At 48.8% G+C, this 13,164-nt stretch carries 10 protein-coding genes; 9 read left to right on the top strand and 1 reads right to left on the bottom strand.

Translation table 11 applies throughout. The annotated features are described in order from the left end of the window. Positions 1–64: 64 nt before the first annotated feature. From AWU56_RS01045 to tldD, 9 genes are read left to right on the top strand one after another with little or no spacing between them, the layout of a single operon-like run. Positions 65–1,939, top strand: a complete 1,875-nt coding sequence (locus AWU56_RS01045; protein WP_286681515.1) for a formylglycine-generating enzyme family protein — start codon at positions 65–67, stop codon at positions 1,937–1,939. Positions 1,940–1,990: 51 nt separating this feature from the next. Next, the gene (locus AWU56_RS01040; RefSeq protein ID WP_006956882.1) at positions 1,991–3,034 is read left to right on the top strand and encodes a rod shape-determining protein; all 1,044 of its coding nucleotides are present in this window, start codon (positions 1,991–1,993) and stop codon (positions 3,032–3,034) included. Positions 3,035–3,066: 32 nt separating this feature from the next. Then, positions 3,067–3,921, top strand: a complete 855-nt coding sequence (mreC, locus tag AWU56_RS01035; RefSeq protein ID WP_286681514.1) for a rod shape-determining protein MreC — start codon at positions 3,067–3,069, stop codon at positions 3,919–3,921. 2 nt (positions 3,922–3,923) lie between these two features. Continuing rightward, positions 3,924–4,403, top strand: a complete 480-nt coding sequence (gene mreD / locus AWU56_RS01030) for a rod shape-determining protein MreD (RefSeq protein WP_006956880.1) — start codon at positions 3,924–3,926, stop codon at positions 4,401–4,403. Next, positions 4,403–4,987, top strand: a complete 585-nt coding sequence (locus tag AWU56_RS01025; RefSeq protein WP_286681513.1) for a nucleoside triphosphate pyrophosphatase — start codon at positions 4,403–4,405, stop codon at positions 4,985–4,987. Before mreD ends, AWU56_RS01025 begins: the two co-directional genes overlap by 1 nt. Positions 4,988–4,991: 4 nt before the next feature. Next, entirely contained in the window at positions 4,992–6,461 is a 1,470-nt protein-coding gene (gene rng, locus AWU56_RS01020; RefSeq protein WP_006956878.1) for a ribonuclease G, read from the top strand. After that, positions 6,461–10,333 carry a YhdP family protein gene (locus AWU56_RS01015; RefSeq protein ID WP_286681512.1) on the top strand — a complete coding sequence of 1,291 codons (3,873 nt, stop codon included), beginning with the start codon at positions 6,461–6,463 and terminating at the stop codon, positions 10,331–10,333. The genes rng and AWU56_RS01015 overlap by 1 nt, the downstream gene beginning before the upstream one ends. Further along, positions 10,296–11,135 (top strand): carbon-nitrogen hydrolase family protein, encoded by an 840-nt coding sequence (locus AWU56_RS01010; protein WP_272978202.1) that lies wholly within the window; start codon positions 10,296–10,298, stop codon positions 11,133–11,135. The genes AWU56_RS01015 and AWU56_RS01010 overlap by 38 nt, the downstream gene beginning before the upstream one ends. Beyond that, positions 11,132–12,568, top strand: coding sequence for a metalloprotease TldD (tldD, locus tag AWU56_RS01005; protein ID WP_006956875.1), 1,437 nt, complete (start codon positions 11,132–11,134; stop codon positions 12,566–12,568). Before AWU56_RS01010 ends, tldD begins: the two co-directional genes overlap by 4 nt. A gap of 3 nt (positions 12,569–12,571) precedes the next feature. On the opposite strand, the gene yjgA is transcribed toward tldD, so the two are convergent. Beyond that, the gene (gene yjgA, locus AWU56_RS01000; RefSeq protein ID WP_272978203.1) at positions 12,572–13,105 is read right to left on the bottom strand and encodes a ribosome biogenesis factor YjgA; all 534 of its coding nucleotides are present in this window, start codon (positions 13,103–13,105) and stop codon (positions 12,572–12,574) included. Positions 13,106–13,164 lie beyond the last annotated feature (59 nt).

Raw genomic sequence — 13,164 nt, 5'->3', positions numbered from 1 at the left:
TAAAGAGCGCTGGTAAGGCTTAACGTCTCTACCGCTTTATTACTTTCAAGCTTGGAATGGGAACATGATGCGACTGGCTCAACTGGCCTTAGTGATGGCCTCGACTTTGACAATCGCTTCGCCGGCTTATGCTCTGCAAGAGCAACAGCAGTCAATGACGGTGGAGCAGATCTCCGACAAGATCACGAGTTTGCAAAATGAATACGATAACTATACGCAAACGGTGCAACGTCTTAAAGACGAAGCCGAGCAGCTGGAACAAAAGCTAGCCTCGCTGCGCGAACGCAATCAAACGCTCGAGAAACAAAGACAAACCGCTTTGCAAGAAATGAACAACCGCTATCAACAGCTGGTGGATGATCCGACAATTGATATTGCCGGTGCTCAGCAAGCGTATAAAGAAGCCGTTATGGCTCATCAGCAAAACAAGAAAGATATAGCAACACAGATTCAATTAGTTGATGACAAACAGCAAGAAGTTGAGGAAGCGCGAGTCAGCCGTCACGCACTGCTCAATGAGATCGAGTCGCTGAAAGATCAGCGCGAGGTGGCTCGTGTAGAGCGTTTGGAACGTGAATTCAACCAAACGGGTGAGCTCGAAGTGAGTCAGTCGATTGTGTGTGACCGTGAGGAAACACTCAGCCAATGCGAGACGCGTGGTAAATTATTAGCCAAACAAAAGGCCTCGAAGCAATACCTCAACGAAATCGTAAGTGGCTTGAGCGAGGCCGAGCAGGCTCGTCAAAACCTTGAGCAAGTGAGCCCCAATGTTCAGATCCTAGGCTCCAAGACAGTCAGTAATGGCTTTAGTGGACAAGGAAACTATGGTGTAAAAATTGCTGTTGAATTACGTGGACAGCTTCCTCGTGCACAAGCTTGCCGATTGCTTGAAATCGACGCGCGATACTGTGTCGTTGAAAATGCCGAACAGGCCAGCACAACCCAGACGAATGCAGGGTCATCGAGCGATGCTGTCATGCATCCTCTTACTTTGCGCTCGAACGTGTACGACGATGAAGTGTTAATTGATGGCGTCAGCTATGGCTCAACACCCATTGAGATCATGTTGCCTCGTGGGGAACACCGCGTTGAAGTTCGTAAGTATGGTTATAGTTCATACAGTGACGTCATTCGGCTGAGCGATGCGCAATCTATTCGCGCTGAACTAGAAAAATCGGACTACTCGTTTACGCGTGGTGAAAAGGTTCAAGATATTTTATTTCGTGATGTCAGAGGACCTGAACTTGTAGTCGTACCGGCCGGTAACTATCAAATGGGCGACTTAAGCGGTGATGGTTTACCTAACGAACGTCCTGTGCAAACCGTAACGATTGACACACCTTTTGGTATCAGTGATACAGAGGTGGCGGTGGGAAAGTTTCGTGATTTCGTTAATGATACCGCCTATGTCACAGAAGCAGAGAAGAACGGTAATTGTGCTGAACTGAACAACGGCATGCCGAAAATGGACGGTACGTTAAATTGGCGCAGCCCAGGATTTCAGCAAACAGAGAATTCACCGGTTGTCTGTATTAGTTATGAAGATGTAAAGGCATACACTGACTGGTTGTCAGACAAAAGCGGTTTCGATTACGATATCCCTTCTGAGAAGCAATGGGAATATGCGGCTCGCGCTGGCACAGAAACTGACTTTTGGTGGGGAGAAGACGTTGGCGTGAAAAACGCTAACTGTCGCCACTGTGGGTCTGAATGGTCAAATGAGCGTTCAGCACCTGTTGCTCAATTCGCGCGTAATCCGTGGGGGTTGTTCGACACCGTAGGTAATGTCTGGGAATGGACTCGCTCTGAAGAAGGACAAGTTGTCCGTGGCGGTGCATGGAACTTTGCACCTAGCCTAGCGCGTGTTTCGACGCGAATGGAACTTCCAGCAGATTTTAGTTCTAACTATATTGGGTTTCGGGTAGTACGAGCGCAATAATGTGCGCTTGATTGCAGTTTTTAGCACTTTTTTTTAGGGATTTACCGCTACATGTTTAAGAAAATTCGCGGCTTGTTTTCAAACGACTTATCCATTGACTTGGGTACTGCCAATACGTTGATTTATGTAAAGGACGAGGGCATCGTGCTCAACGAGCCATCTGTCGTGGCTATTCGACAGGAGCGCTCAGGTGGACCTAAAGCAATTGCAGCCGTGGGTGCAGCAGCGAAGCAGATGTTAGGCCGTACTCCTGGCAACATCAAAGCGATTCGCCCGATGAAGGATGGTGTTATCGCCGACTTTTATGTGTGCGAAAAAATGCTTCAGTTCTTTATTAAGCAAGTGCATGACAGCCATTACTTTAAGCCAAGCCCACGCGTATTGGTCTGTGTTCCTTGCGGCTCGACGCAAGTAGAGCGCCGCGCAATTCGTGAATCAGCGTTAGGTGCTGGCGCACGTGAAGTTCACCTTATTGATGAGCCTATGGCTGCCGCGATTGGTGCCGGCTTACCAGTATCTGAGGCGACGGGTTCGATGGTTGTTGATATTGGTGGTGGTACAACAGAAGTCGCGATTATTTCATTAAATGGTGTAGTTTACTCATCATCTGTTCGTATTGGTGGTGACAAATTTGATGAAGCCATTATTAATTATGTACGTCGTAACTTTGGTGCGTTGATTGGTGACGCGACAGCGGAACGAATCAAACACGAAATCGGCTCCGCATTCCCAGGTGAAGAGCTGAAGGAAATCGAAGTGCGCGGGCGTAACCTAGCGGAAGGCGTACCGCGCTCGTTCACACTCAACAGCAATGAGATTCTCGAAGCTTTACAAGAGCCGTTAATGGGTATCGTTAGTGCCGTGATGGTTGCACTTGAGCAGTCGCCACCCGAGTTAGCGTCTGATATTTCGGAGCGTGGAATGGTTCTAACAGGCGGGGGGGCTTTACTAAAAGATCTCGACCGTTTGTTAATGGAAGAAACCGGCATCCCTGTTGTGATTGCAGATGACCCACTCACTTGTGTAGCACGTGGAGGCGGTAAGGCACTTGAAATGATCGCCATGCACGGCGGTGATTTGTTTAGTTACGAGTAAGTCAATTTAGGTGGGGTGTAGTTAGCGCACAGATGAAAACCTTATTCACTCGTGGACCCTCATTACTATCCAGGCTAGTGCTCGCACTAGCCTGTTCGTTTCTATTGATTTTTGTCGACCATCGACTGCAAGCGATGCAGCCTGTGCGGATGTTTCTGAACTCCTTGGTCACACCCGTCCAGTATTTAGCTATTTTACCAGAGCAAATCCTAAGTAACTTTTCTGAGAGTGTTAAAAATCAAGAACAGCTTGCTGAAGAGAATCAAGCGCTGAAAAAGCAAATGCTTGAATTACGTGCTCAGCTTCAACAGTTGCAATTCATTAGTAACGAAAATAAGCGTCTACGTGCACTTCTGGGTTCAGAACAACGTCAACCGAGTCGGCGTATGGTAGCTGAAGTGGTAGCGGTGGCTTCAGAGCCGTTTAGCCAACAATTGGTGATCAACAAAGGAACGCTCAATGGCGTCTACGAGGGACAACCGGTTATTGATAGCAAGGGTGTGGTCGGCCAAATCCAAGATGTTGGCAGTAACACAGCCCGTGTGCTACTGATCTCTGATCAGAGCCATGGCATTGCGTTACGCGCCGAGCGAAATGATATTCGGGTACTCGCGCAAGGAACCGGTGAGATTGGCAAGCTGCAGCTTATGTTTGTGCCACACAGCTCCGAACTTGCCGAGGGAGACTTACTGATGACCTCCGGGTTAGGGGGCGTGTATCCAGAAGGCTACCCGGTGGCGCGTATCACGCATATCAATCGCAACGAATCACTGCCATTTGCCGAAGTGACAGCCGATTCAATCAGTGCACTCGACCGCGTGCGAACGGTATTGTTGCTATGGCCACAAGGTGCCGAGCAAGCGCCGATTTTTGAGGATCAGAAATAACCATGTTTAAGCACGGATTAATACCGCTCGTACTCACGTACTTAGTTGCACTGGTATTGATGGTGATGCCGATGCCTGCGAGTATTGATGTGTATCGACCCGATTGGGTGACGTTGGTATTGCTCTATTGGATTATCGCGCTTCCGCATCGAGTGAGCCTGGGTACTGCACTCGTCCTTGGCGTGTTAACCGATATTTTGCTGGGCTCCGTGCTGGGCGTGCATGCGCTCGGAATGGTTGTTGTGAGCTACTTCGCTGCCCGCCACTTTCAGCGTATTCGCAACTTCTCGCTACCCCAGCAAGTGATATTAATCGCATTTTTAATATTGATTAAGCGACTCATCGTGTTTCAAGCAAATGTGTTTATTCATGATGCACAATTCACATCAAGCTACTTTTGGCCAGCGCTGACGTCGGCATTGTTTTGGTTTTGGCTGTTTCCTCTGTTACGCAAAATCCGTCGTCGCTTTGGAGTTGTTTAATGCAGTTAGTCCTCGCCTCTGGTTCACCTCGTCGACGTGAGCTATTGCAACAAATTCGTGCCGACTTTGTCTGTTTAGCAAGCGATATTCCGGAACAACAAGGTACACATGAAACGGCATCGGCATACGTTAAAAGATTAGCTTACGAAAAAGCGATTGCATCTGCTAAACAATATGGCGCACCCTGTATCGTGATAGGTTCCGATACGCTTATCGATCGCGATGGTGAGGTTATGGAAAAGCCGCGAGACCAAGCGCACGGTATTGCAATGCTACGCTCCCTAGCCGAACGTACCCATAAGGTACGCACAGCCGTTTGCATCATGTATTATGATGGCAATGCGCCCAGCTTGGTTCAAAGAGAAGAAGTGACCACGGAGGTGAGCATGGGCGCTATCAGCGAGTCAGCAGCGTTAACTTACTGGCAAACTGGAGAACCTCTAGATAAAGCGGCAGGTTACGCGATTCAAGGCGGAGCAGCCCGTTGGGTTAAACGGATAAGCGGGAGTTATACTGCGGTCGTCGGTTTGCCTCTTTACGAAACCGAACAGCTTTTACAGGCCGTCGAAGCCAAACTAGGATGAGACCATGAGCGTAGAAGTACTAATGAATGTGACGCCCACCGAGAGTCGAGTGGTGTTGGTTGAGAACGGCATTTTGCAAGAAGTGCATATCGAACGCCAAGTCAAACGTGGTCTCGTGGGCAATATCTATATGGGCAAGGTATCGCGGGTGTTGCCGGGCATGCAGGCAGCGTTTGTAGATATCGGCTTAGATAAAGCAGCTTTTCTGCACGCATCGGATATTGTGACAACACTGGACGGTGGTGAAACGATTGAGCGTGAAGAGAAGTCACAGTTGAATATCACTCAGCTTGTGCACCAAGGCCAGCCGATTATGGTTCAGGTTGTTAAAGACCCGCTGGGTACAAAGGGAGCACGGCTTACCACCGATATTACGTTACCGTCCCGTTATTTGGTTTTCATGCCACAGAGTAATCACGTCGGCGTATCACAACGCATTGATGATGCCGATGAACGTGAACGCCTACGTTCGATTGCGGAGTCACTCAGTCACGATGAAGGCAAGTTCATCGTCCGAACTGCGGGCGAGGGTGTTGACGAGGGTTCGCTAACAAGTGATGCAGAGTTTTTAACACGCTTGTGGTCGCAGATTAAGAAGCGCAAAAAGTCGCAACGCCGGGTCGGAATTTTATATGAAGATTTAAACCTCTGTTGTCGCGTGCTGCGGGACTTTGTCGGTGAGGCGATAGAGCGCATTCGTGTCGATTCTCGCACCACACTCGATCAATTGAAGTTATTTACTAAGGATTTTATTCCAGAACTAACGCACGTGTTGGAGTATTATCGCGGAGATCGTCCGATTTTTGACCTGTTTGATATTGAAAATGAAATTCAGCGTGCTTTAGATAGACGCGTCGAATTGAAGTCGGGTGGGTCATTAATTATTGATCAGACCGAAGCGATGACGACTATCGATATCAACACCGGTGCATTTGTGGGACATCGAAACCTCGAAGAGACGATATTCAATACTAATATTGAAGCCACCCAAGCCATAGCACGGCAATTACGCTTGCGAAACTTAGGCGGTATTATCATTATTGATTTTATCGATATGCAAGATGAAGAGCATAAGCGGCGAGTTCTTCATAGCCTTGAACAAGCATTAAATAAGGATCGTGCTAAGACCTCGATAAATGGCTTTACCACACTCGGCTTAGTCGAGATGACGCGTAAACGTACACGCGAGAGTCTCGAACACGTATTGTGTGGTGAGTGTCCGGTATGTCGCGGACGGGGCTCAATGAAAACCGTTGAAACAGTATGTTATGAAATTATGCGAGAAATTGTCCGCGTGCACAAAGCCTATGAAGCCGATAAATTCGTCGTTTACGCATCCGCACCGGTGAGTGAAGCTTTGTTGAATGAAGAATCTCATGCATTGGCTGAACTTGAGTTGTTTGTTTCGCGTCAAATAACAATACAAACAGAGCCGCTCTACAACCAAGAGCAATTTGATGTGGTGATGATGTAGTGACTTTAAAACGCGCAATAAGCTGGAGTTTTCACAAGCTGGTTTGGTTATCGGCCATTTTATTAGTGGTGGCTGCCGTACTGCTGAGCTTATTACGCTATGGATTGCCTTATTTTCCTGACCTCACTAAACCGTTAGAAAGGCAAGTGAGCGCAAGTCTTGGGCAACAGGTTCATATTAATCAATTAGCATTATCTTGGCGTCAACAAGGCTCCGCCATCGAGTTATCAAACTTCAAACTCGGTGACGCCGACCATGACGCGCTCAGTGTTGATGTGGGTCGACTTTGGGTGGTTATTGATTTCTGGGAATCAGTGGCCGAGCGCCAATGGGTACTGCAACAGTTTATTCTTGAGCAGGCAGATATTCAATTAGATCTGCGGCGTTTGACACAGGGTGAGAGTGAAAGCGTAAAGCTTGACCAAGTCGAGCAATTATTTCTGAATCAATTAGAAAGCTTTTCCTTTCAGCAAAGTAGCTTGCATGTAACCCCGCTCAGCGGCAACTCACGAACCATCGATATCGAAAGGTTATCTTGGAGTAACCGAGGTAGCATCCACCAAGGTGTTGGTCAATTCAGAGTCAAAAATTTCACGCCGAATCGCTTAAACTTCGTGTTGCAACTCGAAGGGCGTCGTTGGCGTGATATGGTCGGTCAGTTTTATGTAGACTCACGCGGGATAGATGTGAGTCCTTGGCTCGAAAAACAAATTCCTGGTATCGACATCACCGACTCAAATGTCAATTTTACGGTGTGGTTGGATATTTTCCAAGGTCAAGTATCGAAGGCTTTGATGCGGATCTTGGATAATCGTTTGACGATGCAACGAGACAATAGAGTCGTTGATTTACATATACCGTCGGGTGAAGTACAGATGGAAAGACATGGTCAGGGGTGGCTTATTAACAGTACCCCAATGACCGTCGAAGTCGACAACAATTCGCTGGAATGGCCAGCAATGCGCGTGCAAAGTATTGCGGATACACTGAGTGCAAGTATAGAACATTTGCCGCTGTCGAAACTGACGCCGCTTTTGCAATTAGTGGATGATGGTGGGCTGACATATCAGACAGTGCAGTCGTCTGGCCTTGAGGCTGAGGCCGATCTCTATTTGCGGAGCGATGCTAAGCATCCATGGCACTGGCGAGCAGAGCTCGATAATGTGAGTGCCTCTGGTTCAGACACAATTCCGGCCTTTTCACCTTTATCTATGATAGCTGAGGGCGATCTCCAACAGGCGCATTGGACGATTCAAGCACCGCAGTTAACAATTACCAGTGATCATCTATCCGAACAACGTGCTTGGCAACTGAATAACGTAGCAATAGGTGGCTCCGCTGACTATGGCTCTGACGGCTGGCAAGTGGCATGGCAAGATAGCCAACTTGCAATTGCCGATATGCAACTTGAAGCGCGAGGTGTTTGGCGCTCAAACGAGGCCCTAGGTCCAGGGTTTGAACTGGCGTTGCTTAGCAAACAACCCTTTGCTGTGGACTCGTTGAAAACGGCATTACCGGATGTGATGGGGGAAGGGCTCAAGCGTTACTTATCCGGCGCATTAGCGGAAGGCGCGGTAAAGCAAATGACGCTGGCATGGCGAGCCGAGCACTTTATGCTTCCTCGCAATATAAATCAGGGGGTTTTTAATGCAAGTGTGCAGTTCGATACGCTGACTTATCGTTTTCAGCCCGATTGGCCAGCTCTGCAGGAACTACCACTGACGCTCGATTTTTATCAACATAGTTTGAACATGCGAGCTTCACAGGGACGTATCAATGGTGTGACGATCGAACAAGTCAATGCCACTATTGCTGACTTGCTCGATCCAAGCCGTGGTTTACAGGTTAACGCAAAAGTCGCTGGACCGGCATCGTCCGTACGCTCGGTATTTCAGCAGTCACCGTTGACCTCGGTCGCTGAAGTGTTTAACCAAGTAATGCCTGAAAGCCGCATCAGTGGTCAGTTTAACCTCGATGTTCCATTTGACGGTTCGCGAGAGGTTGGGGTTGATGTGCAAGCTGACTTAGCGGGTAACCGAGTCTATATCGCGGCGATCGATCAATGGTTTGATGTTCAGTCAGGTACCTTGTTGATAGACGACCAGCAAGTCGCGACCGAGAATCTTGTGCTGAAATGGTTTGGACGTCCCTTCGCTAGTAAGGTTGTTGGTAAACCTCAATCAGAGGGTTATCACCTGACGGTCGAAAATGAATTAGATTGGCAACTTGAACCGCTCTTCAAAGCGCTACCGAAACAGGGATGGGCGCGTTATTTTTATGGTGCAATCAATGGTATCGTCAATGTCGATCTGAATATTCAGGATGAGGTTCAGGTATCGGCGAATTCACAACTCGATCTTACTGGGCTCGAATCACGGCTCCCGGAACCTTTGAATAAGGAGTTCGGTGAAAACTGGCAATTAGATGTAAGGCTCGATGGTAACGGCAACGATCTAGCACTCGAGGTAAAATCTGGTGACCGTTTGCGCTGGCGAAGTGCCTGGCAACCGGGGGTCCCCCAGTGGCAGTATGCAAGCCTGACCATTGGCGATAGGACGTCGTTGCCGGACCTCAATAGTGAAGCGACCTTTGATATTCGTGCCTACTTACCGAATCTAGCCATCGGTCAATGGTACGACTTGCTGTATTTCATAAGTGATTCGTTCGCCGATGATGGCCCATCAAATGCCAATAGTGAACAGTCGCTAAGTGCTTGGTATCTGCCTGATTCTATCCGCATCAAAACCGATGCTCTTTCATGGGGACAGCAGTCGTTTAATAATGCTGATATTGATATTTATCCTGAAAAGCGTGTTTGGCAGGCGCGCATTTTGGCAGATAACTTATCAGTGAAAGCAACGCTCCCCGAAGCGTTTTTAGAAGATCCCATTGAAGTTAATGCAGATTTCGCGCAGCTCAATACCAGCACGCCGGCGAATACAACTTCTGAGCCTGCTGACTCCTCCGACTACGAGTGGGTCAGCCGCGTTCCGCCGCTCAACATTACTTGTAAGGTGTGTCGTTTGGATGATCACCATTTAGGGCGTGTACATGCTGAGTTAGTTCCTATCCAAGGGGGCATTGCACTCAATCAACTGAAAATGACGACGGAAACGGAGCAGCTTGAGGCGTCGGGTTTTTGGATGGTCAGTGAAGGACAGCCGTTAACACAACTAAGTGGTGAGTTGACAACCAGTGATATTGGGGAATTGTTACGAGAGTATGGCCTTGAAACCGCGATTCGTGATAGCTCAGCTAAGGTCAGTTTTGGTGTACGTTGGAACGATCATCCTCATCAGGTGGATTTCGATACCTTATCGGGAGCACTTCAGTGGGACTTTGGACAAGGTTACTTGGCTGAGGTCAGTGATGGCGGAGCACGACTTTTTTCTCTACTAAGCTTAGATGGTATCTTGCGTAAACTCACTTTGGATTTTCGTGACGTGTTTTCGCAAGGAATGTTCTATACCGACCTCAATGGAAGCGTGCAGATCGCGCAGGGTGTTTTGACTACCAATGATACGCAATTATTTGGGTCCGCCGGCGATATGGCGATTCGTGGCTCGACTGATTTAGAGACGCAGTCGTTAAATTATGAGTTAACTTACGCCCCTAAAGTGACCTCTAGTTTACCTGTTATTTTGGCTTGGATGGTTAATCCACCGAGCGGATTAGCGGCACTGCTCATTGACAAGGTGCTGCAAGACGCCAAAGTTATCTCATTGTTGCGCTACCACGTCACTGGTACTATTGATAACCCTGTCGTTCAAGAAGTTGAACGAGACAGCCGCCCTGTGGACATTCCAGAATTGGAAAAAGATAAGGAGGCAAACAATGACGTCACCTCTACTCAGCGCAATCCAACTCAGTAGTTTTAAGACGCCCACTGAAAACCTTGCTCTGCTTGAACGTTTATTAGAACAATTGCCAGAGCAACGCCCGCAACTGGTAGTGGTTCCTGAAGCGTTTAGCTGCTTTGGTGCTGGCGACCGAGCTCAGTTAGATATGGCCGAACCTGTTGGTAATGGACCCGTACAACAACGCTTATCTGAGCTAGCTAAACAGCATGAAATATACCTTGTCGGTGGCACCATTCCGCTTCAGGCGGGCGAACGCTTTGCAGCAGCCAGCTTGTGTTATGGGCCCGACGGTCGCTGCCTGGCGCGTTATGATAAAATCCACTTGTTTGATGTTGACGTTGCCGACAACACGCGGCAATACCGAGAATCACGCTGGACACGTGCGGGAAGTTCGATTGTCACCATCGACCTCGGCTTCGCTGTGGTCGGTATGGCGGTGTGTTATGATTTACGTTTTCCGGAGTTATTCAAAGCGCTGCGTGCCAAGGGCGCCGATATTATTTTATTACCCTCAGCATTTACTGAGGTAACAGGTGCAGCACACTGGCATCCGCTGGTGAGAGCGCGGGCGATTGAGCAGCAAGTGTATATGTTGGCACCCAACCAATACGGCGAGGCCGCCAACGGACGCCGTACCTATGGACACTCGATGATCGTTGACCCCTGGGGTGAAGTCATAGCCGAGCAAGCCGATGGAGAGGGCGTTGTCAGTGCCTATTTTGACAGAGAAAAATTAGAGAACATTCGCGCGCAGATGCCTGTCGCGGATCAAACGCGTCTAGCGGTGAGTGCTAATCTAAATGAGGATGTATGAGCGATAAATTGAGTTGGATAAATGAACTACCTGTGACTGAGTCGGATCTCGCTAGAGCGCTGGGTACCTTGTACAACGGCGATATCGACTTTGCTGACATTTATTTTCAAGGCAGTGTCAACGAGTCATGGGTATTAGAAGACGGCATTATTAAAGACGGTGCATATCACAATGAAACGGGTATGGGTGTCCGTGCCATACAAGGTGAAAAAACAGGCTTTGCTTATGCTGACGAGATTACTCAGCAAGCACTCACACAAACGTGTAACGCGGCACGCGGCATTGTTCGGCAAGGTCAAAGTAAACAGGTCAAGGCGTGGACTAAGCAGTCGGTAGCGGCACAGTATGCCGCTAAGAACCCACTGCAGTCACTCGAAGAGGCGGAGAAAATTGCGCTGTTGAAGCAGGTGGATGCCCATGCGCGTGCGCAAGATAAGCGTGTATCTCAGGTGGTTGTTAGTCTCTCGGGCAGTTACGACGACGTGCTTGTTGCAGCGACTGACGGCACGTTTGCTGAAGACCACAGACCACTAGTCCGCTTAAACTGCTCTGTCATTGTTGAACAAGAAGGGCGACGAGAGCGGGGTTCAGCAGGAGGTGGCGCGCGCGTCAGCTATGAGTACTTCTTTAAAGATGAAGAAGGCACACCCCGCTGGAAAGCGTTTGCTGAAGAAGCGGTTCGCCAAGCATTAGTAAACTTAGAAGCCATTGCCGCTCCGGCAGGAACGATGCCAGTAGTACTTGGTGCCGGCTGGCCGGGTGTATTGTTGCATGAAGCGGTTGGGCACGGACTTGAAGGTGACTTTAACCGTAAAGGTTCTTCGGCGTACGCGGGTAAAATAGGTGAAAAAGTGGCTTCGGAACTTTGTACTATCGTTGACGATGGCACCTTAGCCGATCGCCGCGGCTCGCTAAGTATTGACGACGAAGGCACACCTGCAGGGCGCAATGTGCTGATCGAAAATGGCATCTTGAAAGGCTACATGCAGGATAAAATGAATGCTCGTCTGATGGGCCACGCGGTGACGGGTAACGGTCGTCGCGAGAGCTATGCACACTTGCCTATGCCGCGGATGACAAATACTTACATGCTACCCGGTGAGCACCAGCCCGAGGATATTATCGCGTCTGTGAAGCGGGGGATTTACGCGCCGCACTTTGCTGGTGGTCAAGTCGATATCACGTCGGGTCAATTCGTGTTTTCGGCATCAGAAGCATACTTGATTGAGGACGGTAAAATTACTCAACCTATTAAAGGCGCGACTTTAATTGGTAACGGGCCCGAGGCAATGAGTAAGGTCTCAATGGTGGGTAATGATTTAGCGCTCGACCAAGGTGTCGGTGTGTGCGGCAAGGATGGTCAGAGCTTACCGGTCGGCGTCGGTCAGCCAACGCTGAAACTAGACGCTATGACAGTCGGTGGTACTGACTGAGGCTTAGGCCTCAGTCATTAGTTCACGTAAATAGACAAATAGCTGGCGCGCTGCCGTAGGCGGCTTGTTTTCCTCGGCTTGCTTTTTCGCTTGTCGAAGCCATTGGCGAATACGCTGAATATCGGCGTTGGGGTAACGGTTAAAAAAGTCTGTGAGCGCTTCTTCGTCACCTGACAACAGCAGGTCGCGTTGTTGCTCAACAGCATGAAATTGATTCACAGTTTGTTGATGAAAGGCGTTGAGGCGCTCCATTGCTTGTTCAATAGGTGCAACGTCTCTTTGGCGCATTAACTTGCCAATAAACTGGAGTTGGCGGCGATAGCCTTCGTGTTTATTTTTAATTTTACGAGCGAGTAAGACCGCATTGCGCAGCTCCTCATCGAGTGGAATGCTTTTGAGTTGCGCATCAGTTAAGTCGACGAGCTCAGTGCCCATTTTTTGTAGGGCTTCAACTTGGCGTTTGCGTTCACTTTTGCTGGGGACATCTGCAAATTCAGTTTCGTCTGGCGATGTCGAGTGGGTTGGTTTACGAGCCATAATCCATTCAGTTTTAATTGCTAATAATAACGAGCAGTTTACCAGTTTTACGCAAGACG

The organism is Idiomarina sp. T82-3 (assembly GCF_001577655.1).
GTDB lineage: Bacteria > Pseudomonadota > Gammaproteobacteria > Enterobacterales > Alteromonadaceae > Idiomarina > Idiomarina baltica.
Note: the sequence above shows the minus strand (reverse complement) of the source record. Positions and strands in the feature narration are given on the sequence as shown.

What these genes read in the sequence shown, in the direction of transcription:
- AWU56_RS01045 (WP_286681515.1), top strand. Translation starts at nt 65, where the DNA reads ATGATGCGACTGGCTCAACTGGCCTTAGTGATGGCCTCGACTTTGACA.
- AWU56_RS01040 (WP_006956882.1), top strand. Translation starts at nt 1,991, where the DNA reads ATGTTTAAGAAAATTCGCGGCTTGTTTTCAAACGACTTATCCATTGAC.
- mreC (WP_286681514.1), top strand. Translation starts at nt 3,067, where the DNA reads ATGAAAACCTTATTCACTCGTGGACCCTCATTACTATCCAGGCTAGTG.
- mreD (WP_006956880.1), top strand. Translation starts at nt 3,924, where the DNA reads ATGTTTAAGCACGGATTAATACCGCTCGTACTCACGTACTTAGTTGCA.
- AWU56_RS01025 (WP_286681513.1), top strand. Translation starts at nt 4,403, where the DNA reads ATGCAGTTAGTCCTCGCCTCTGGTTCACCTCGTCGACGTGAGCTATTG.
- rng (WP_006956878.1), top strand. Translation starts at nt 4,992, where the DNA reads ATGAGCGTAGAAGTACTAATGAATGTGACGCCCACCGAGAGTCGAGTG.
- AWU56_RS01010 (WP_272978202.1), top strand. Translation starts at nt 10,296, where the DNA reads ATGACGTCACCTCTACTCAGCGCAATCCAACTCAGTAGTTTTAAGACG.
- tldD (WP_006956875.1), top strand. Translation starts at nt 11,132, where the DNA reads ATGAGCGATAAATTGAGTTGGATAAATGAACTACCTGTGACTGAGTCG.
- yjgA (WP_272978203.1), bottom strand. Translation starts at nt 13,105, where the DNA reads ATGGCTCGTAAACCAACCCACTCGACATCGCCAGACGAAACTGAATTT.